The following is a 21,128-nucleotide window of genomic DNA, read 5'->3' on the forward strand; positions in this document are numbered from 1 at the left end:
AATGCTAAGCCCTGTCCGGGCTTTTTAGGTTTGTAATGTAGCGTTAGCATACAAAGCTACTTATAAAGTTACTCTGGCTACAATCAGTTTGCTGAACCATATATTGTATATAGTGGAAATGAAAGACAATTTTTCCAGTAACTTATTGCGGATGATGGTATTTTTGAGAATAACTAGAAATTAGCTAAAATAATTCCGTTCTTTATGCCTGAGAATATAAATGGTTTTGCAAATTATTCTACCATGAAGAGACTTCAAAAATCATCTGGAGAGCAGAGCTATAGGGTAGCAAATTGGACTAGGCTTTGGTATTTTTAGTAAGTGCAGAATTTGGCGGTCAACTTTGGGAAGAGAAATACCTGTTAGTTGCAATAGTAAAATTAAAGAGAACGTGAGGATCAGCAAGAAGAGGTGTCCTATGAAAAAAATTTTAGTTACAGGTGGAACGGGGTATATAGGAAGTCACACAGTGGTTGAATTAGTCGCAGCGGGCTATGGAGTTATTATCGTGGATAACTTTTCGAATAGCTCTCCAGAAGTGCTAGAGCGCTTAGAAACTATCACTGGTGTAAACATCCCGTTTTACAAGGGTTCGATTTCTGATAAAGATCTGATGAACCAGATTTTCGAAGACAATCACATTGATGCAGTCATTCATTTAGCGGCCTATAAATCAGTAGAAGAATCGGTGCGGGAACCACTTAAATATTACGAAAATAATGTCAGTGCTGGTATTGCTCTTCTTGAAGTTATGAAAGAGTACAAGGTAGAACATATCATCTTTAGCTCTAGTGCCACAGTCTATGGAATGAATCATGGTTCATCCTTGACAGGAGATTTATCTATTTCAGCGACCAATTCATATGCTTATACCAAGCTGATGATGGAGCAGATTTTGACGGATCTTGCTCTTGCACATTCAGATTGGTCTGTGACTAATCTTCGTTATTTTAATCCGATTGGTGCTCACGAGTCTGGTCTGATTGGTGAGGCTCCAAATGGAATTCCTCATAACCTCATGCCTTATATTACCCAGGTTGCGGTCGGTAAATTACAAGAGCTTAGCATTTTCGGAAATGATTATGATACGCACGACGGTACAGGAGTGCGGGATTATATCCATGTAGTCGATTTAGCCAAGGGTCATGTTTTAGCTTTGAAACATAATTTAGAAAACAAGGGCGTCGCTGTTTTCAATCTTGGTACAGGAATCGGTTATAGTGTACTGGATATGGTTAAGGCCTTTGAGAATGTCAATGGTGTGAAAATTCCTTATGCTATCAAGGATAGACGACCTGGAGATGTGGCGACTTGCTATGCTGATGCAAGCAAAGCGAATGACATTTTGGGCTGGAAAGCTGAGAAAACTCTCCAAGATATGATGCGAGATTCTTGGAGATGGCAAAGCTCAAATCCCAATGGCTATGAAAGCTAATGTAGAATATCAGTCAGGTGAACAAAACTCTTCTGTAATAGTGCAGAAGAGTTCTTCTTATAGAAGAGATATAAGTTTCGTTGGATGCAAAAGTTTTTAAAGAATGTCATCAATTGATATGTTTTTTAATGGGCGTGTAATCTGGTTTTGATGAGCTGTAATAATAAACATGCTATAATGTCTGCATGAAGACTGAAAACACAACTTTGCACGCTTTCAAGGCCCTAGCTTGCTTTAGTATTGTTTCCTTACACTTTCTGTTGCCGGGGCAATTTGGCGTTTTTTATCAAATTGTGGCCCGCTTTGCAGTTCCCTTTTTCATGATGCTGTCGGGCTATTTTTCCTTTAATATTTCCAGGGATAAGGTCAAGTATCGTCTCAAGCAGATGCTTCTTTTGACAGCTGCCAGTCTCCTATTTTACACGATTGTGCATTTTGTCAACCTAGTGCTGGCCAGAGAACTAACAGAAAAGATGGCGGCTATAAACCTATCTGATTTTGCAGACTTTTTCCTCTTTAACAGTCCCAGAGACTTGATTGGCTCAACTGCTACACCGACTTGGTATTTGCTGGCTATCTCCTATATCTATACGCTTTATCTGGTTTTTTATAAGCGTTTCCACCGTTTAACTAGCTTTGGTGTGTCCTTATTCTTGTTGGTCCTGGCCTTTTGTATCGAGTTCAATACAGACAGCGAATTTTACTATCGTAACTTCCTGTTTATGGGCCTTCCCTTCTTTATTCTAGGCATGCAGTTTGCCAAGCATCGGGATCGGATTTTAGCCTACGACTTGTCTTCTGTCAGGAAATGGACGATTGGCTTGGGAATAGCAGGCTTGATTCTGCTTGAGTACTGTTTCATGGGTACGGAGTACGACCTCTATCCTAGTACCCTTTTGTCTTCCAGTGCAATTTTCCTCTATGCGGTCAGAAATGGGACCAATATTGATATTCCGATTTTGAATAATATTGCCAAAAAGTACGCCACCATGATTTATATCATCCATCCTTTTATTATCTTCATTTTCAGGTCGATAATGCCTCGGAATACTATTTATAGTTTTGGCTTTTTTATCATTTTCTTACTGTCTTATTTGCTGAGCATAGTTTTTCAGAAAGCTATCAGGCCCAGACTTATCAGTGCACTTCCGGCTCAGTGATGTAAGTTATCATAGCTTATCCTCTTCACTCCAAACTAAAAGCAACAGATCATACTGTTGCTTTTCTTGGTCTATCTTGGGTTTAGACTGCTCAATACTTTTTCAAAATTGTCAGAGCGGGCTTCGATGGTTATTTTTTCTAGCGTAAAAGGGTGGGTGAAGGTCAGCCGGTGGGCATGGAGCATAAGCCGCCCTTTGGGCTGCGGATGATAAAGGGGGTCACCGATAAGTGGGTGTCCGTGGTGAGCTAGATGAACACGGATCTGATGGGTGCGGCCAGTCTTGAGTTGGCATTTGACCAAGGCAGCCTGCCCAAATTGCTTGACCCTAGTCACATGGGTCTCTGCATAGAGTCCTTTTCGGGGGTCAACCAGCCGTTTCCTGCGGTCATGGCGGTCGTGGCCAATCTTGTCTTTATAGATAAGCTTTTTGCTTGGGAACTTGCCTTGGACCAGAGCCCAATATTCGCGGCTGATTTCTCGCTTTTCCAGCAGCCGATTGAGGATGGGTAGAACAAAGGGGTTCTTGGCAAAGAGGACAGCGCCGCTGGTTTCTTTATCCAGCCGGTGAACAACATAGCAGGTCTCGCCGACATAGGCAGAAACATGATTAAGAAGGGCTAGCTCTGTTGGTTCATTAGCGTGGGTTTTCATACCCTCGGGTTTATTGACGATAATGAGGTGCTGGTCCTGATAGAGCTCTTCTACGAGTTTGCCATTTCCAAATAAGATTGTCTTTTGAGGATAATCCTCCTCGTCAAATATCAGGCAGATATCATCTCCAGATTTGACTACAGTCTGCCAGTTGATAGCTAGACCGTTGACAGACACGTGCTTTTTGGTCCGCAGAAAGTGCCGAATTTTTCGCGGAATGAGAAATTGTTCTTCCAGCAGCTCTTTGACTGTCATGGCAGGCAGTCCATCTGGGATAGTCAGTGTAAATTTCATACATTTATTGTAGCAGAAAGCCATAACTTTGGAAATAGGCAGTGTCGGATAAAACTTGCTGCAGAGGCTTTTAAACGGCTATTTAATATACCCTTTTTCTTAAAAATAACTAAAAATCAGACAGGAAATAGGGTACTTTCTTGTCTGCACCTAAATAAGGTGATAAAATAAGGTTTATGAAGAATTTAAAAGATTTGTTTGAAAAATTAGTAGATTATTTTACTATACAGAAACCTCAAAAAGAAGCAGCAGAGGAGGTAGAGCTGACAGAAGAGCAGGCTAAGTCTGGTCTCAGCCGTTCAGGCAAGACCAAGAAGAAACCTCTCTCTCAGCACCCTATCCGCCGTTTTTGGCGCCGGTTTCATCTGACCAAGATATTCCTGATTCTCGGCTTGACCTTTGGTCTGGTGGTCGGTGGCTATCTCTTTTATGTGGCTAAGACGACCAATGTCAAGGATTTGCAGAATGCCCTCAAAGCTACCACGCTCATCTTTGACAAGGATGGCAATGAAGCAGGAAGTCTGTCTGGCCAGAAAGGGACTTATGTCGAGCTGACTGAGATTAGTCAAGACCTGCAGAATGCTGTCATCGCGACAGAGGACCGGACTTTCTATGAGAATGGCGGGATTAACTACAGTCGTTTTATCCTAGCTATTCTGACAGCTGGTCGCTCGGGTGGGGGGTCTACCATTACCCAGCAGCTGGCCAAGAATGCCTATCTGTCTCAGGACCAGACCATTGAGCGGAAGGCCAAGGAATTTTTCCTGGCTCTGGAAATCAATAAGAAATACAGCAAGCAGGAAATCCTGACCATGTACCTCAATAACTCTTACTTTGGGAATGGTGTTTGGGGTGTGGAGGATGCTTCTAAGAAATATTTCGGAGTTTCGGCTAGCCAGCTCAGCCTGGACCAGTCGGCTGTTCTGGCTGGTATGCTCAAGGGGCCGGAGATATATAATCCGCTGTATTCGGTTGAAAATGCGACCAATCGCCGTAATACGGTGCTGCAAAATATGGTTGCTGCAGGCTTTATTGATCAGGGGACGGCCGATCAGGCTGCCGCTGTAGGAATCGGTGGCCAGCTGGTTGATGCTTATGCCGGTAAGTCAGAAGACTATCGCTATCCATCCTATTTCGATGCGGTCATCAATGAAGCGGTCAATGACTACGGCTTGACTGAAGAAGAGATTGTTAATAATGGCTATCGCATTTATACTGAACTGGATCAGAACTACCAAGCCAGCATGCAGGTTATTTACAGCAATGTCTCTCTCTTTCCGGTAGCAGAAGATGGCACTATGGCTGAGTCGGGCAGTGTTGCCTTGGATCCAAAAACCGGCGGTGTGCGAGCACTAGTCGGGCGAGTCAATAGTGCAGAAGGTTCGACCTTCAGAAGCTTTAACTATGCAACTCAGTCTTCCCGCAGCCCCGGCTCTACTATCAAGCCTCTGGTTGCTTACAGTCCAGCCGTTGCTGCTGGTTGGCCGACAGATAAGGAGTTGGATAATACCAGAACCACCTTTGGCGACTATACCATCAACAATTACGGCAATATCCAAAGCTCCCCTAAAGTTCCAATGTATCAAGCCTTGGCAGAATCTCTGAACATTCCGGCTGTTTCAACTGTAGATGAGTTAGGCATTAACAAAGCCTTTGAGTACGGGAAAAAGTTTGGTCTGAATATGGACAAGGTCGATAAGACTTTGGGAGTAGCGCTAGGAAGCGGAGTTACAACCAATCCAATGCAGATGGCGCAAGCATATTCAGTCTTTGCCAACGGCGGTGTGATGAATGATGCCCATCTCATTACAAAAATTGAAAATGCCAGCGGTCAGGTCGTCAAGACCCATCGCCAAACCTCTACTCGGGTCCTCAATAGCTCAACGACTGACAAGATGAACAGCATGATGCTGGGGACTTTCTCGAATGGTACAGGTATCTATGCGGCTCCGTATGGCTATACTATGGCTGGTAAGACCGGTACGACTGAAACGGACTTTAACCCAGATCTATCTGGTGACCAATGGGTTATTGGTTATACGCCAGATGTGGTTATCAGCCAGTGGCTAGGCTTTCCAAAAACTGATGAGACCCACTATCTGACTGGAACCAGTGCGAATGAAGCCTCGGCGGTTTTCCGAAATGTTGCCAATAGCATCCTGCCATATACAGACGGAACTTCCTTTGAAGGGCAGAAGAATGCCTATGCTGCCAACGGCATTGCCCCTGTGGACACCTATGGTACGGAGGAAACGGGTACTACAACTGAAAACAAAGACTTCCTGCAGGATGTTCAGGACCGAGCTCAAAATCTGGTGGATGAAGCCAAGAAAGCCATTGATGACACTGGTATTCCTGAGAAAGCTAAGAATCTCTGGGATACTGTTACCAGCTGGTTTCAATAGGATTTAAAAGAGCTGAACGACTTGTCAAAAGCATAGAATCCTGCTATAATAAGAAAGATGGAGGCGTTATGGCATTAAAAAAAGCGAGTCTAGCGTGTACAGTCTGTGGTTCTAGGAACTACTCGGTTAAGCTCAGTAGCACTCCAAAACCAACGCGTTTAGAAGTTAATAAATTTTGTAAGCATTGCAGTAAATACACCCTGCATAAAGAAACTAGATAGGAGATTGTTGTGAAATTTTTTAAAGATGTTTTTAAATTATTGAAAGATACAACTTGGCCTACACGAAAAGAAAGATGGACAGATTTTATTTCTGTCATGGAATACACTGCATTCTTTGTGGTAATCATCTATATCTTTGACAAAGTAGTAGCAAGCGGTCTTTTCCAGATTCTGAATATTTTCTCTTAATAACTGAAGTAGAAATAGAGAAGAATCCTGCGGCAGCCATATTATTCAAATTCCCACCTATTGTGAGTAGGTGGGATTTTTGACGTATGTAGTTATTCTATTCTAGGTGAAGCTTGACAAAGTATAAAAAAGGGGCTAAAATAGTATACCTAGGATAGGTTGTATGCATGTACAATCGAGGACTCTCATCTATTGGCGTAGATGAGAGTTTTTTAATGAACCATTCTGGCAGGATATAATTTTCTAAATAGTTGTTAGTGAGTTTAGATTTTTTATCTTCTCAAAATCTATGACACATACTATTTTTATATAACACTTGACAAGGTATAAAAAATAAGTTATAATATAATTCCGTGATAGGTTGTATGCATGTACAATCGAGGGCTCTCATCTATTGGCGTAGGTGAGAGTTTTTTTATAGAAATTCTCCCAGAATAAAGCCGGAGCCCTCATCTATTGGCGTAGATGAGGGCTCCTTGGTTGCACCGGAATTACTTCTTCCGGCGCTTGTTGTTGTGCTTTCCCCGCTTCTTATTGCTGCGGTTTTGCTTGCGCTGCTGCTCGTTCTTGTTGAGCAAAAGCTCCTCGAGCTTGCGCTCGTCCAGCTTAGTGAGCTTGCGAAGTTCAGCATTCTTCTTCCGAAGAAGAATGATCTGCTTCCGCAGGCTCTGCTGACGCTTTTGCTTGCGCTTCTCCAGGAACTTCTTTCCCGAAGCAATGAGGTCCTTGAGGACCTCGTCAACGAGCTTATCAGCCGTCTTCTTGCCCAAGTAGAGCAGGACGACGGTGATAACAACCGAGATGTTGGGAGCGAGAGAGTGGATGGCGTCCGTGATAGTGTTGAGCATGTCAATCGTCTCCTTTCATAGGACATGCGGATGTACCTGAATGCTGCTAAAGAATACATGTCTTCTTTAATGGCTTGTCAGGCTTGCTTGTACTCTAAGGAGAAGATTAGTTGATGGGCTGCTGGTCTGCAGTCTCTTTCTTCATAATCTCGCCTCCTTAAAGATATCAATAATTTGTTCAAATAAAAAAGCCACACTCGCAGCTTGCCATTTGAACACCTGTGAAATCAGAATTTTTTCCAACTGGAAATACTTTCTGATTCGACATTCATTTGTTCAGCAAAAAAAGACCCTTCAAACAAGTTCAAAGCACACCAAAAAGCGATTCTAATAACAAAACATCCTATGTAGTCAGTTTTGAAAAAATCTTTCTTAGTGTTCTTCAAGCCATAGCCCGAAAAGTCATAATATTACCGATAGTCATAAATGTCTAAGCTGTTACACAAAATCTTTCAAAATACCAATCCCATAGCTTCGTAGATTGTTTTTCTGTATTTTGGCACTATCTCTTAAGCAGTCTAAATCTCAGTAAAGAGTAGAAAGTCAGTTCTTAAAGATAGAATGAAGCCGACAGGCCTCATACCCAACTGAAAAGTAAAAATATTAAATTATAGATTTATTATACCATTTTATATTCCCTTGTCAAGAATTTTGAGGCAGAATTAAAAGACTTTGATTTGTCAGGAAAATAGTTAATAAATTCCTTTGCATTTGAGGAAATTATGGTATAATAGGGCTAGAAAGAAGCAGAAGCCCATAGGCTTTTTTATTTAGGAAAGGATGAACTCATGGACAGTTTTGACAAAGGCTGGTTTGTACTGCAGACCTATTCAGGCTATGAAAACAAGGTAAAAGAAAATCTTTTGCAGCGCGCTCAGACTTATAATATGCTTGAAAATATCTTGCGCGTGGAAATCCCTACTCAGACCGTGCAAGTCGAGAAAAATGGCAAGACCAAGGAAATCGAAGAAAATCGCTTCCCTGGTTATGTCTTGGTGGAAATGGTAATGACAGACGAAGCTTGGTTTGTCGTGCGGAATACTCCGAATGTAACAGGATTTGTCGGCTCACACGGGAACCGCTCTAAACCAACGCCACTCTTGGAAGAAGAAATTCGCAATATTCTCATTTCTATGGGTCAAACAGTGCAGGAGTTTGACTTGGACGTTAAGGTTGGGGATACTGTTCGTATCATCGATGGTGCCTTCACTGACTATACAGGTAAGATTACGGAGATTGATAATAACAAGGTCAAGATGATTATTTCCATGTTTGGTAATGACACCGTGGCCGAAGTTAATCTTAGCCAAATTGCAGAGCTTTAATTGACGAAGCCGCTATCCTCGTCAAAAATAAAATCCAAGACTTTTTTCAGTCTTGGATTTTTGTGTTTTTGGAACGAAGTGTGAGATTACTTATCCTTAATGACGGAGTCAATAATGTCTTTAGTTTGTTTCATTTGATAGGTAGACATTACCCCAACGATTTGATTATTCTGAGTAGAGAAATTAATAGAGTTCTATAAAATCTAAAGTTTAAAATAGCAAATTTACATTTTACGGTTCAACAATCTGATAGACTTTATCTTGATCGAACATGACGCTGTAATCTTTGCCATCTTGACCTTCCCATCCAAAAACAGTTGAGTGGCCAAAGACTGCGATTGTTTCTGGGCGTCCATGTTTAGCAACGACCTCCTGCGCGGACATCCCAGGTTGCACATCCTTGAGATTGTTGATTTTCTTAGGATTAGGTAGGCTGGCTGTCTTGGTAGTTACTGCTCCCTGGTCACTAAAACTTATCAAGATGCTGTAATCAGTTCCTCGCCAAAAGCCGCCACTTCCCATATCTGAGTCAGCGGGTCCCATTTTGCTGACAACCTCATCTTTGGTGCTGGGAGTAGGACCAGCAGATCCTATAAGGGACTCAACTTTTATGGTTTTAAATTCAGCCCATTTTGGAATTTCAGGGATATCCCCAAGAGCTTCCAGAGCCTCTCCCTGATCAATTAGGCTGATTTGAGCATTAGGGTCCTTGCGAGTATTAGAGCTAGAAGAAGTAGAGTAGTCTTCATCATCTTCACTAGAAGAGGAACTTTTTTTGCTAGATTCCTTTGTTGAGGATGAACTTTTCGAAGCTTTGAGGGAGCTAGGCGTCTTTTTTCTTTGCTGCGTCTGCTTGGCAGGCATGCAGGCTGAGAGAGCTAGCAAAGAGAGGAGACTAAGGGTATAGAAGCTGACTTTTTTCATAATCAATCTTTTTTCCTTTCGCTGATGATGGATGATATTTTTATAATATTATATCAGCAAAGTTTGCTAGAAACAATAGGAAATGCAATAAAAAAAGCCCTTTGAGGACTTCTAGAAATATATTTACGAAGGCGGTAGACGGATTTGAACCGACGATCAAGCTTTTGCAGAGCCGTGCCTTACCACTTGGCTATACCGCCGCAACTCTTATTATTCTATCGTAAATACTTGCTTTCGTCAAGAGTGTTTCATAGTCAAAGCAGAAAATATTAGACGCTGCCATTCTGAACGTTTCGGAAAATACATGTTCTGCTGAGAGGTAGAATTCATTTTTAGTGGCAGATAGTGGCAGAAAATCTGCTAAATGCCTTGTCAAAGAGCTGCGCATTTGTTATAATAGAAGGTGCCGTGTAAATGGCAAAATACTCATTTTAGATGAATTGTGGGACTGTTGCCCTCGGGTGGTCCTGCGAGCTGAAATCTAAAAGAGGAAAAAAACAAAAAGGAGAATTTACTCATGGCAGTAATTTCAATGAAACAACTTCTTGAGGCTGGTGTTCACTTTGGTCACCAAACTCGTCGCTGGAACCCTAAGATGGCTAAGTACATCTTCACTGAACGTAACGGTATCCACGTAATCGACTTGCAGCAAACTGTAAAGTATGCTGACCAAGCTTACGACTTTATGCGTGATGCTGCTGCTAACGATGCAGTTATCCTCTTCGTTGGTACTAAAAAGCAAGCTGCTGACGCTGTCAAAGAAGAAGCAGAACGTTCAGGTCAATACTTCATCAACCACCGTTGGTTGGGTGGAACTCTTACAAACTGGTCTACTATCCAAAAACGTGTAGCTCGTTTGAAAGAAATCAAACGCATGGAAGAAGACGGAACTTTCGAAGTTCTTCCTAAGAAAGAAGTCGCTCTTCTCAACAAACAACGTGCTCGTCTTGAAAAATTCTTGGGCGGTATCGAAGATATGCCTCGCATCCCAGATGTGATGTACGTAGTTGACCCTCATAAAGAGCAAATCGCTGTTAAGGAAGCTAAGAAATTAGGTATCCCAGTGGTTGCTATGGTTGATACTAACACTGATCCTGATGATATCGATGTTATCATCCCAGCTAACGACGATGCAATCCGTGCGGTTAAATTGATCACTGCGAAAATGGCTGATGCTGTTATCGAAGGCCGTCAAGGTGAAGATAGCGTTGAATCAGTAGAAGCAGAATTGGCTGCAACTGAAACTCAAGCAGATTCTATCGAAGAAATCGTTGAAGTTGTTGAAGGTTCAAACGAATAATCAGTAAACTAACCTAAAGGGGCAGGGCTCAGCCCAGCTCCTTTATTTACATTAAAAAATAGGAGAAGAAAAATGGCAGAAATTACAGCTAAGCTTGTCAAAGAATTGCGTGAAAAATCTGGTGCTGGTGTCATGGACGCTAAGAAAGCACTTGTTGAAACTGATGGCGACATCGAAAAAGCGATTGAATTGCTTCGCGAAAAAGGGATGGCAAAAGCAGCTAAGAAAGCTGACCGTGTTGCCGCTGAAGGTCTGACAGGCGTTTACGTAAACGGTAATGTTGCCGCTGTTGTTGAAGTGAATGCTGAAACTGACTTCGTTGCGAAAAATGCTCAATTTGTTGATTTGGTAAATGCAACTGCGAAAGTAATCGCTGAAGGTAAACCAGCTAACAACGAAGAAGCTCTTGCTTTGACAATGCCTTCAGGTGAAACTCTTGAAGCTGCATACGTATCTGCAACTGCAACTATCGGAGAAAAAATCTCTTTCCGTCGCTTTGCATTGATTGAAAAGACAGATGCTCAACACTTTGGTGCTTACCAACACAACGGTGGCCGTATCGGAGTTATCTCCGTTATCGAAGGTGGAGACGATGCTCTTGCTAAGCAAATCTCTATGCACATCGCTGCGATGAAACCAACTGTTCTTTCATACAAAGAATTGGATGAGCAATTTGTTAAAGATGAATTGGCACAATTAAACCATGTCATCGATCAAGACAACGAAAGCCGTGCAATGGTTGGTAAACCAGCTCTTCCACACTTGAAATACGGTTCTAAAGCTCAATTGACTGATGCAGTTGTTGCTCAAGCTGAAGAAGACATCAAGGCTGAGTTGGCTGCTGAAGGCAAACCTGAAAAGATCTGGGACAAGATCATCCCAGGTAAAATGGACCGCTTCATGCTTGACAACACTAAAGTTGACCAAGCATACACACTTCTTGCACAAGTATACATCATGGATGACAGCAAGACAGTTGAAGCTTACCTTGAATCAGTAAATGCTTCAGTAGTTGAGTTCGCTCGTTTTGAAGTTGGTGAAGGTATCGAAAAAGCTGCTAACGACTTTGAAAACGAAGTAGCTGCAACAATGGCTGCTGCTCTTGGTCAAAACTAATCGTTTTTAGCTTAGAAATAGAACGATAAAAAGGTCTGAGATTTTTTCTCAGACCTTTTCATTTGTAGCATTTTGAAACATCAAGTTTAGAATGGTGAGCAGCATCACTTAGCTGCTTTTTCTCTTTCTTCCTTATGAGCAATCAAGCCATTGGTAAAAATCAAGACTACCAATATGAAGAGAAGCACTGTCGTTTGGGGGTAAGTCAGGCTAAACTGATAGACTTTGGTAATAAACAAAAGGGGCAGAGTAACCACCATCATGATTAGAAAGCTATACCATTTGACTCGGTTGCTGACCAGCTCCTGTTCGAACAGCAGGGGAGCATAAAGACAGGCGATGAGAGCTCCGATAGGAATATCAACATAGTCAGCAGAAAAGATGGTGAAAATACTCAGGGCTGCAAAGAGCCATTTGAGCACATGACGAGAATAGTTGAGCCAATCCATTTTCATTGGATTATCCTCCTTGTTTAGATGATAGTTGGCAGGCAGGAGTTTCTGTCTGTCTTTTCCTTGTGGATTTCCACCTATATTATAACGCTTTAAAAGCAAAAAGCAAGCGGTTACACAAGTCTGACAAAGCTTTTTCACTAGTTTGAATTGTCAGACCTTTCAGTCATCCCTTTTTCTTTCAAAATAGAGACTTTTCCGGTATAATATTAGTCAAAGATAGTCAATGTTAGAGAAGCAAGGAAAAAAGAAATTTATTCTGAAATTCTCAACTGGAAAGGGAAGTCATGGGTGCAAAAAACACATCGGACAGTATTGAAGCATATATCAAGTCTATTCTGGCTCAGGCTGGGATGGTTGAACTGAAACGCAGCGAACTGGCTGATGTTTTTCAGGTGGTTCCCAGTCAGATTAACTATGTGATTAAGACTCGTTTTACGGAAAGTCGGGGCTATATCGTCGAGAGTAAGCGTGGCGGCGGAGGCTATATTCGGATTGGAAAGATAGAATTTTCCGACCGGCATCAGATGCTTTGCGGCCTGTACGACAGTGTGGGAGAGCGTGTCAGCCAGCAGGTTTTCACAGATGTTATTCAGCTTCTTTTTGACGAGAAGATTATAACCGAACGTGAGGGCAATCTAATCTTGTCAACAGCTTCGGACTCGATTTTGGGTGATGGAGCTGCGGTGATTCGTGCCCGGATATTAAAAAAGATTTTACAACAACTAGACAGAAAAGGAATGGAATCATAAATGAAATACTCAAAAGCCTTAATAGAAAGCTTGGAAGCAGCCCAGCTCTTGGCCGGCCATTTTACGACAGATTATCTGGAATCATGGCATCTGCTGATTGCTCTGGCTAATAATCCCTACAGCGTTGCTGGTTCAGTTCTCAATGAGTTTCCTGTGGAAGTTGATGGATTTGAAGAAGCAGCTTTTCAGATTACTGGTCAGGCTTATCAGAAAGACGGTCACTTCGAGCTGCTGCCTTTTTCTTATCGCTTAGAGGAGTTGTTTGAGGAGGCGGGCCAGATTGCAGAAGCTGTTCGGGCTAAGCATGTAGGTACTGAACATGTGCTGCTGGCTATGTTATTTGACCGGGGGACCTTGGCCTCTCGTATTCTGGAATTTACTGGCTTTAGCTACGAGGACAAGGAGAAGGGACCGAAAATCAGTGATTTGCGAAAGGTCTTGGAGCAGCGAGCTGGCTGGGGCAAGGAAGATATCAAGGCTATTCGTAGTCTGAATAAGGGAGTAATGGCTGCTAAGCAGACCATGGCTAATATGATGGGGATGCCGGCTTCTACCAGCGGTGGTCTGGAAGACTACACCCGTGATCTGACTGAGCTGGCTAGAGATGGCCGATTGGAGCCCGTCATTGGCCGCGATCAAGAAATTTCACGGATAGTTCAGATTCTCAGTCGTAAGACTAAAAACAATCCAGTGCTGGTTGGAGATGCTGGGGTTGGTAAGACAGCTCTGGCTTTAGGACTGGCTCAGCGTGTAGCGGCTGGTCAGGTTCCGGCTGAACTTGCTAAGATGCGGGTTTTGGAGCTGGACTTGATGAATGTAGTCGCTGGCACTCGCTTTCGCGGAGACTTCGAGGAGCGGATGAACAACATCATCAATGACATTGAAGAAGATGGTCATGTCATTCTCTTCATCGATGAGCTGCATACTATCATGGGATCTGGCAGCGGTATTGACTCGACCTTGGATGCGGCCAATATTCTGAAACCGGCTCTGGCTCGCGGCACTCTGCGGACAGTTGGCGCCACGACGCAGGAAGAGTATCAGAAACATATTGAAAAAGATGCAGCCCTTTCCCGGCGTTTTGCTAAGGTCAGCATAGAAGAGCCTAATGTGGCTGACAGCATTGCTATTTTACAAGGCTTGAGAAAGAGCTATGAGGACCATCACAAGGTGCAGATTAGTGATCAAGCGATTGAGACGGCGGTGAAATATGCCCATCGCTATCTGACTAGCAAGCATCTGCCGGACTCTGCCATTGATCTTTTGGACGAGGCTAGTGCGACAGTCCAGAACAGAGGACCGCAGAATTACGAGCAGTCGGATTTGACGCCAGTGGATCAAGCCTTGATGGCAGCAGATTTTAAAAAGGTTTCCCAACTGCTTGAGCAAGAGCAGCAACCCAAGCTCTATAAACTGAAAGTGGAAGAAGACGATGTCTTAGCTACTCTTAGTGGTTTGTCTGGGATTCCTGTGCAGAAGCTGACTCAGACAGATGCGAAGAAATACCTCAACTTGGAAACAGAACTGCATAAACGCGTGATTGGGCAGGAAGAGGCAATTTCAGCTATCAGCCGAGCTATCCGACGAAACCAGTCTGGTATCCGCAGCAGCAAGCGGCCGATTGGCTCCTTTATGTTCCTAGGTACGACAGGAGTCGGGAAAACAGAGCTAGCCAAGGCCTTGGCTGAAAGTCTCTTTGATGACGAATCTGCTCTCATCCGCTTTGATATGAGTGAGTACATGGAGAAATTCGCGGCTAGCCGCCTTAACGGAGCGCCTCCAGGCTATGTAGGCTACGAAGAAGGAGGGGAACTGACGGAAAAGGTCCGCAACCGACCTTATTCTGTCCTACTCTTTGACGAGGTGGAAAAGGCGCACCCAGATATTTTCAATGTTCTCTTGCAGGTCTTGGATGACGGTCAGCTGACTGATAGCAAGGGCCGCAAGGTGGACTTCTCCAACACGATTATTATCATGACCAGCAATCTGGGGGCAACTAGTTTGCGGGATGATAAGACGGTGGGCTTTGGAGCGCGGGATATTCGCTTGGACCATGCCAATATGGAAAAACGGATGCTGGAAGAGCTTAAGAAAGCTTATCGACCAGAGTTTATCAACCGTATCGACGAGAAGGTAGTTTTCCACAGCTTATCTGCAGAAGATATGCAGGAAGTGGTCAAGGTTATGGTCAAACCGCTCATTGCCAGTCTTGCTGAGAAGGGAATTGAGCTGAAGTTTCAGGCTAGTGCTCTTAAGCTGCTGGCTCAGGAAGGCTACGATGTGGAAATGGGAGCACGGCCATTGCGCCGCACTCTGCAGACTCAGGTGGAGGACAAGCTGTCTGAGCTCCTCTTGACAGGAGATTTGACGACGGGTCAGATTCTTAAGGTCGGTGTCAAGGCTGGCCAACTCAAGTTCGAAGTGGCCTAGAAAGCGCAGTCTTTCAATGGAAAGTTGAGTGCTCGCGGTTAATCCCTGATAGCAATCATACCAATAGATACCGAACAGTTATTTCATCATTCAATGGAATTGGAATTGAAGGATTGGAGGCTGATATGTCGTTTTTTAAAGACTTGTTTGCTGGCAAGAAAGCTAGAGTAAAAGCACCAGAAGAGCGCAAGGCGGCCAGTATCCAGCGGTTGAAAAAGGAGGGGATTCCTTACATTGAGCATTTGCCAGTCATCGAAAGTGCTGAGCAAGTAAGGCCGCGCTCGCTAGAAGAAATTGCGCGTCGAGCTATTACCAGCCTCTTGATTATTCAGGCGGCCTTGGATATCGAAAATAATAATTATAATGAGGAGAGCCGCCATTGGCTGCAGGATAAACTGCAGCAATACGGGGTGCAGGAAGAGTTGACGCCCAAAGAAAGGGCAGTCTTGGAAGATCGTGCCGACCCGGCAGCTATCATCAATATGGTTTGGAAATACGAGGCCTATTGGTCCTTGATTTGGTACTTGGGTCTAGTAGATACTTTACCATTTCCAGATAAAATCTGTGATTGTGATGCTGCTATTGACGCAGTCGCTAGTGCGATTGACTTTCAGGAATTTCTGGGCAAATGCCAACCGCGCAGCTTAGAAGAGTTACTGGATGAGGATGATTTGATTTATCGTTATCATTGGGCCTGTGTTGATGCTCGGATTCATGACCAGCCAGCACCGGCAGGCCTTGATGAAAGTGTTGTTCTGGAGAGGCGGTCTGGCCTTGATTGGCTGCTGGGGCTGAATACGGCCCAAGACTGGGATGCTGTTGAGCTGCATACCTAGTCCAACTTCTCTTGATTCACTCAATTAGAAAAGGAGGTACCTTTGTCCGCTCGTAAAATGGCTAAAATTGCCATCCTATCGGCTTTATGTGTGGCCTTTCGCTATGCATTTTCCTTTTTGCCCAATGTGCAGCCTATTTCAGCTATCTTTTTCCTGATAGTTATCTTTGAGGATTTGCAGACTTCACTCCTAGTGATGGCTGTGACGATGTTTACATCAGCATTTCTTTTGGGAATGAGTCCGATCGTCCTCTTTCAGTTGCTGTCCTTTGGACTGATTCTTTGCCTTTGGCGGCTGCTCTATCCTCGGTTAAATCTAGTGGGACAGGGAATAGTAGCAGCTCTCCTATCCTTTGGCTATGGCATTGCCATCGATACACTGACAGCCTTGCTGTACAACTATCACTGGTGGTCTTATGCGATTATCAACGCTTTGACTTTCAATATAGCGCACGGACTGTCAACTTTGTTTTTTTACCCACTCTTGTACCCTATTTTAAGGAGGCTCTATAATGAAAAAAATCTTTAGTTTGCTGACACTTGCTTTTGCCCTTCTCCTTGTTGGTTGCGGCAGCAGCCAGACAAATACTGACAATAGCTCTAGCTCGGCTGATTCTTCTGTCAAAAAGGAACTGAAAATCAGCATCAGTATTGCACCAGAAGGTCAGGAGAAGAGCGAGAAAACAGTGGCTGTTGCAGAAGGAAAGACAGCTATGGATGCTTTGAAGAAGGCCTATAAGGTCGAAGAAAAAGATGGTTTTATCACTTCTATTGACGGTCGTGCTCAAGATGAAGCAAAGGGCCTCTACTGGATGTTTAAGGTCAACGGAGAAATGGCTCCTAAGGCAGCCAATCAAATCACTGTCAAGGATGGAGACAAGCTGGAATTCTATCAAGAAGTATACCAGCAATAAATCTTTTAGAATAAGAATCTGATGCTTAAGGTATTAGGTTCTTTTTTTGTGCCCTTGATATAGTTTTAAATTGTCTGAAAAATATTTTTATAAAATTTTATAAAAAACTATTGACAAAAGAAAAATATAGTTTATAATAAAATCATAGAAAGAATAAAATATAAAAAATAATAAAAAGGTTAGACGTATGAAAGAAAAAATTGCAATCGTCTTTGGAACATTTGCTCCCTTGCATCAGGGGCATATCGATTTGATTCAGAAGGCTAAGCGTTCTTACGACAAGGTGCGCGTAGTGGTTTCAGGTTATGAGGGAGACCGTGGGCAGGAAGTGGGTCTATCTCTGCAGAAACGATTCCGCTATACGCGGGAGACTTTCGCAGATGATGAGTTAACACAGGTTTATAAGCTAGATGAAACTTCTTTTCCACGCTATCCTCTGGGTTGGGACAAGTGGCTGTCGGCTTTATTGGAGTTGGTGAGCTATGATGCAGAACGGGAGGAACTGATTTTCTTTGTTGGTGAGGCTGACTATCAGGAAGAGTTAGAAAAGCGCGACTTCAAAACTTCCTTGCAGGAGCGACAGTTTGGGATTTCAGCTACGATGATTCGGGAAAATCCTAGTCGTTATTGGAAATATATCGCCCAACCTTTCCGCCGTCACTTTACCAAGAAAGTGCTGATTATGGGTAGCGCCAGCAATGGTAAAACGACCTTGGCTAAGGATTTGTCTCGCTTTTATGATGCTCCGGTTAGTCTGGAATATGCTCGAGAATACCAGATTCAAAATAACGTGCGAGACGATGAACTGACCCCTAAAGACTACTATTATCTGCTCTTAGGACAATATGCTCAGACTTCCCGATTAATTGATAGCAGCGTTAACCGTGGTCTGGTCGTGGCTGATACAAATTCGCTGGTAACCAAGGCTTACTATGATTACTATCTGAAAGAAAGTCCGGTTCAGGACGAAGAGACAGATACTTTTGATAATCTCTTTGCCAGCATTTTGTCTAAGGAAAAATGGGATTTGATTCTCTTTGCTGAGCCAGTCGGCACCTATGTTAACGATGGCTTTCGTGATATGAGCATGGCGGACGAGGCTATCCGCAGTGATTTTTCAAGCCATCTAAAAAGGCTGAAAGAGCAGTGTTTGGCTCATATTCCGACGGTCTATCTGGCTGGCAGTTATTTGGATAATTATCAGGCGGCCAAAGAGGCGATTGACATGATTTATCAAGCGGATTAAAAAAGAAAGTGGTAAAATAGAATGGTAGTAAAAAATCAAAAACTCTCTCCTGCGGATCTCTACGCAGGACTGAAACAAAAATCTCAAACTTTTGCTCGGAATTTCCGTAATGTCTGTGCCGCAGCTAAAAAGCAGGGTATAAAAGGGGTCGCGAAATTGCTCTGGCAAGATTTATTTGGCGGGCGCAGCTTGCCTCAATGGCTCTACTTGCTTGCTCTTTCCAGTCTGCCTTTCATTCTGGAGTTCACCAGTGGTCAGGAGCAGCATGACTGGCTGGGACTCTTTGCTTCTTGGACAGGCATCGTCTGCGTTATTCTAGTGGCCGAGGGGCGGGCCAGCAATTACCTCTTTGGAGCGGTTAATTCGGCAATTTACCTCCTATTATCTTTTCAGGCTAGCTTCTATGGAGAAGTGCTGACTACGGTCTACTTCTTTATCATGCAGCCAATCGGCCTTTATACTTGGCTGTCCAACCGGGTTAATGAACAAGATAAGGAAGAGCCATCTCATTTTGAAGCTAAGAAGTTAGACTGGCGTGGCTGGCTTAAATATTTGGCCTTGACTGCCTTGATTTGGATTGGCATGGGCTTTGCTTATAAGAGCATTCACAGTCACCGGCCTTTCCGTGATAGCGTGACAGATGCGACCAATGGTATCGGCCAGCTTCTCATGACTGGTCTCTACCGCGAACAGTGGATTTTCTGGATTGCGACCAATCTCTTCAGTATCTATCTTTGGTGGGGTAGTAACCTTCATATCCAGGCCATGTACTGGGTCTATACCCTTAATAGTATCGTCGGATGGTATCAGTGGACCAAGGCGGTGAAGAAAGCTTAAACCAAGGCTTGAGATTTTTTGATAGAAAAAATAGCTTAGGAAAGGAAGAAACTCATGACCAATCAGGATATCCCAGCGGGAATGTCGGAAAAAGAGTACTATGAAACCATGGCGGATGAGTCCGCCTTTTTGGCATGGTACAAGACACAGGATTTACCTAAGTATGAAACGCCTAGTGTAACAGCGGATATGGTGGCATACTGCTTCGTGGAAAGGCAGATAAAACTTTTGGTCATCAAGCGCAAGGCCCACCCTTATCAGAATAAATATGCCCTAGTTGGAGGCTTTGTAGACAAGCATGAGGATGCCTATCAGGCCTGCATTCGGGAAGTAAAGGAAGAGGTGGGGCTGGAGATACCGCTGGAAAAGGTGGAGCAACTGATGACAGTTTCCACTCCAGGACGTGATCCGCGCGGTTGGGTCATCACCATTGCCCATCTGGTCTACCTGCCGGCTATAGCAGTAGATCAAGCACAAGCTGGCGATGATGCCAAGGAAGTCACCTTTCTTGATGTTGACTTTAAGAAAAGGAGTTTTAGGAACGGTGAGAAGCTCCTGACAGCAGAGGACTTTGCCTTTGACCACTACCAAATCCTGCTGGAATCCATCAAGCGGATTCAGGGACGACTGGACTGGAATCCAACATTTCTCCATCTGCTGGAATCGCCGTTTACTGTCTATGAAGGGACTGAGCTGGTCAATCTCATCTCGCCGAGACGACCTATCGTCAGCAATAATTTTTTAGTAAAATTTGGAGAATACTTGGAGGAGGCTGGTGTTAAGCGCGTGCCAAAGAAGAAGCCGAGAAAAGTTTATCGGCTGAAGGTAGAAAAATAAAATTAAAAGAAAGTTGATTATATATTTCTCTTGCAGGACAAATTTGTCCTGTTTTTTCATTTTTAATTACGAATAGATAAGTAGGAGCGTGTTTCTCATGACAAAAGAAGCAGATTGAGAAACGAAACTTTACTTGAGTAAAAAATTTTTCGAAAAATCTTACATAAATGATTGACATAGTAAATCTAAAGTGTTACGATAATGTTACAAAAAGATTTCTAAATATTACGAGGAGACAAAAGATGAAAACACGTACTTATACAAAATTGATGGCAGCTGCAGTTCTGGCTTCTAGTTTGCTTTTAGGGGCATGTGGTAAGAAAGAAGAAAGTGCAACAAGTGCTAGTTCTAGCAAGACTGTTCAAGCTTCTTCTAGCTCAAAAGCTGCGTCATCCAGTAAGGTCAGCGCTTCTCCTAAGGTTAGCAATAGCGCTTCTTCAGAAGGAGCAGTTAGCCAGCCTGGACAAGCCGAAATTCCTGCTAATCAGCAACAGTCTACTGTTGAAGCACCTCAAGCCCAACAAACGCAGCCGAAGCAAGCTTCGGGTCGACAAAACACTCAGACTCAAGCAACTCAACCAGCCCAATCGCCAGAAAGCAATCGCCAGCTTCAAAATAAGCAGGCAGCTAGCAATGCTCGCTATAAAGGTGTCTTGACAATGGTGGATGGGGATTTCTCAGCGGCTGCTGGTACTTGGAAGGATGCCAATGGAAATACTGTGACTGTATCAGGTAACGGCCAATTCACAGTCCAGTCTGCAGATGGAAAGACAGATAATTATTCCATTGCTTCCTACTCTTATACACTGGATGATGGCAAATACAATGCGCAGTTAAGCGGGCAAGGCAATGCCAATCTGCAGATTACAACAGGAGCAGATGGTTCAGTAACAAGCGTTGTGGTGACTCAGCCCTAAACAGAACAAAAAAGGAAGTCCAATTGGCTTCCTTTTGG

Annotated in this window: 21 protein-coding genes and 1 tRNA gene; 17 read left to right on the forward strand and 5 right to left on the reverse strand. The window is 43.5% G+C overall.

What is annotated here, in order from left to right; translation table 11 throughout:
* The first annotated feature begins 418 nt into the window (after positions 1 to 418).
* A complete protein-coding gene (gene galE / locus K4I03_RS10805; protein ID WP_227965289.1) occupies positions 419 to 1,435 on the forward strand; it encodes a UDP-glucose 4-epimerase GalE in 1,017 nt (338 codons plus the stop codon).
* A 185-nt stretch (positions 1,436 to 1,620) separates the two neighbouring features.
* Positions 1,621 to 2,595, forward strand: coding sequence for an acyltransferase family protein (locus K4I03_RS10810; protein WP_227965291.1), 975 nt, complete (start codon positions 1,621 to 1,623; stop codon positions 2,593 to 2,595).
* A gap of 71 nt (positions 2,596 to 2,666) precedes the next feature.
* Here K4I03_RS10810 and K4I03_RS10815 read toward each other — a convergent pair whose 3' ends face one another.
* Positions 2,667 to 3,542 (reverse strand): RluA family pseudouridine synthase, encoded by an 876-nt coding sequence (locus K4I03_RS10815; RefSeq protein ID WP_227965293.1) that lies wholly within the window; start codon positions 3,540 to 3,542, stop codon positions 2,667 to 2,669.
* 176 nt (positions 3,543 to 3,718) lie between these two features.
* On the opposite strand from K4I03_RS10815, the gene pbp2a reads away from it, so the two are divergent.
* From pbp2a to secE, 3 genes are all read left to right on the forward strand, one after another.
* Complete coding sequence (gene pbp2a / locus K4I03_RS10820) at positions 3,719 to 5,947, forward strand: penicillin-binding protein PBP2A (protein ID WP_227965295.1); 2,229 nt, start codon at positions 3,719 to 3,721, stop codon at positions 5,945 to 5,947.
* Between the two features lie 68 nt (positions 5,948 to 6,015).
* The gene (gene rpmG / locus K4I03_RS10825; RefSeq protein ID WP_002894024.1) at positions 6,016 to 6,168 is read left to right on the forward strand and encodes a 50S ribosomal protein L33; all 153 of its coding nucleotides are present in this window, start codon (positions 6,016 to 6,018) and stop codon (positions 6,166 to 6,168) included.
* 9 nt (positions 6,169 to 6,177) lie between these two features.
* Positions 6,178 to 6,357 carry a preprotein translocase subunit SecE gene (gene secE, locus K4I03_RS10830; protein ID WP_002894022.1) on the forward strand — a complete coding sequence of 60 codons (180 nt, stop codon included), beginning with the start codon at positions 6,178 to 6,180 and terminating at the stop codon, positions 6,355 to 6,357.
* A 491-nt stretch (positions 6,358 to 6,848) separates the two neighbouring features.
* On the opposite strand, the gene K4I03_RS10835 is transcribed toward secE, so the two are convergent.
* Positions 6,849 to 7,205: a hypothetical protein gene (locus K4I03_RS10835; protein ID WP_227965297.1), complete on the reverse strand. Its 357-nt coding sequence runs from the start codon at positions 7,203 to 7,205 to the stop codon at positions 6,849 to 6,851.
* Positions 7,206 to 7,993: 788 nt separating this feature from the next.
* Between K4I03_RS10835 and nusG the strand changes: the two genes are divergently transcribed.
* Positions 7,994 to 8,530, forward strand: coding sequence for a transcription termination/antitermination protein NusG (gene nusG, locus K4I03_RS10840; RefSeq protein WP_002894018.1), 537 nt, complete (start codon positions 7,994 to 7,996; stop codon positions 8,528 to 8,530).
* A 231-nt stretch (positions 8,531 to 8,761) separates the two neighbouring features.
* On the opposite strand, the gene K4I03_RS10845 is transcribed toward nusG, so the two are convergent.
* Positions 8,762 to 9,454, reverse strand: coding sequence for an outer membrane protein assembly factor BamE (locus K4I03_RS10845; protein WP_227965299.1), 693 nt, complete (start codon positions 9,452 to 9,454; stop codon positions 8,762 to 8,764).
* A 129-nt stretch (positions 9,455 to 9,583) separates the two neighbouring features.
* Positions 9,584 to 9,654: transfer RNA gene (locus K4I03_RS10850), tRNA-Cys, on the reverse strand.
* 317 nt (positions 9,655 to 9,971) lie between these two features.
* Between K4I03_RS10850 and rpsB the strand changes: the two genes are divergently transcribed.
* Together rpsB and tsf are read left to right on the forward strand one after the other, a co-directional pair.
* Positions 9,972 to 10,754 carry a 30S ribosomal protein S2 gene (gene rpsB, locus K4I03_RS10855; protein WP_002894015.1) on the forward strand — a complete coding sequence of 261 codons (783 nt, stop codon included), beginning with the start codon at positions 9,972 to 9,974 and terminating at the stop codon, positions 10,752 to 10,754.
* 72 nt (positions 10,755 to 10,826) lie between these two features.
* Positions 10,827 to 11,870 carry a translation elongation factor Ts gene (gene tsf / locus K4I03_RS10860; protein WP_002894014.1) on the forward strand — a complete coding sequence of 348 codons (1,044 nt, stop codon included), beginning with the start codon at positions 10,827 to 10,829 and terminating at the stop codon, positions 11,868 to 11,870.
* 104 nt (positions 11,871 to 11,974) lie between these two features.
* On the opposite strand, the gene K4I03_RS10865 is transcribed toward tsf, so the two are convergent.
* A complete protein-coding gene (locus K4I03_RS10865; RefSeq protein WP_227965301.1) occupies positions 11,975 to 12,463 on the reverse strand; it encodes a hypothetical protein in 489 nt (162 codons plus the stop codon).
* A 146-nt stretch (positions 12,464 to 12,609) separates the two neighbouring features.
* On the opposite strand from K4I03_RS10865, the gene K4I03_RS10870 reads away from it, so the two are divergent.
* The 9 genes from K4I03_RS10870 to K4I03_RS10910 all read left to right on the forward strand — a co-directional run bounded on the left by K4I03_RS10870 (position 12,610) and on the right by K4I03_RS10910 (position 21,090).
* A complete protein-coding gene (locus tag K4I03_RS10870) occupies positions 12,610 to 13,074 on the forward strand; it encodes a CtsR family transcriptional regulator (RefSeq protein ID WP_149565778.1) in 465 nt (154 codons plus the stop codon).
* Positions 13,075 to 15,504, forward strand: coding sequence for an ATP-dependent Clp protease ATP-binding subunit (locus tag K4I03_RS10875; protein ID WP_227965303.1), 2,430 nt, complete (start codon positions 13,075 to 13,077; stop codon positions 15,502 to 15,504).
* Between the two features lie 125 nt (positions 15,505 to 15,629).
* Positions 15,630 to 16,340: a DUF4272 domain-containing protein gene (locus tag K4I03_RS10880; RefSeq protein ID WP_227965305.1), complete on the forward strand. Its 711-nt coding sequence runs from the start codon at positions 15,630 to 15,632 to the stop codon at positions 16,338 to 16,340.
* A gap of 42 nt (positions 16,341 to 16,382) precedes the next feature.
* On the forward strand, positions 16,383 to 16,868 hold the full coding sequence (locus K4I03_RS10885; RefSeq protein WP_002899229.1) for a hypothetical protein: 486 nt from the start codon (positions 16,383 to 16,385) through the stop codon (positions 16,866 to 16,868).
* Positions 16,852 to 17,253: a DUF4430 domain-containing protein gene (locus K4I03_RS10890; protein ID WP_227965307.1), complete on the forward strand. Its 402-nt coding sequence runs from the start codon at positions 16,852 to 16,854 to the stop codon at positions 17,251 to 17,253. Before K4I03_RS10885 ends, K4I03_RS10890 begins: the two co-directional genes overlap by 17 nt.
* A 187-nt stretch (positions 17,254 to 17,440) precedes the next feature.
* A complete protein-coding gene (locus K4I03_RS10895; protein WP_227965308.1) occupies positions 17,441 to 18,499 on the forward strand; it encodes an AAA family ATPase in 1,059 nt (352 codons plus the stop codon).
* Between the two features lie 21 nt (positions 18,500 to 18,520).
* The gene (gene pnuC, locus K4I03_RS10900) at positions 18,521 to 19,336 is read left to right on the forward strand and encodes a nicotinamide riboside transporter PnuC (protein ID WP_227965310.1); all 816 of its coding nucleotides are present in this window, start codon (positions 18,521 to 18,523) and stop codon (positions 19,334 to 19,336) included.
* Between the two features lie 54 nt (positions 19,337 to 19,390).
* Positions 19,391 to 20,173, forward strand: coding sequence for an NUDIX domain-containing protein (locus tag K4I03_RS10905; protein ID WP_227965312.1), 783 nt, complete (start codon positions 19,391 to 19,393; stop codon positions 20,171 to 20,173).
* Between the two features lie 167 nt (positions 20,174 to 20,340).
* Entirely contained in the window at positions 20,341 to 21,090 is a 750-nt protein-coding gene (locus K4I03_RS10910) for a DUF6287 domain-containing protein (protein ID WP_227965314.1), read from the forward strand.
* Positions 21,091 to 21,128: the final 38 nt, after the last annotated feature.

It is taken from the genome of Streptococcus sanguinis (genome assembly GCF_020729725.1).
Classification (GTDB): domain Bacteria; phylum Bacillota; class Bacilli; order Lactobacillales; family Streptococcaceae; genus Streptococcus; species Streptococcus sanguinis_V.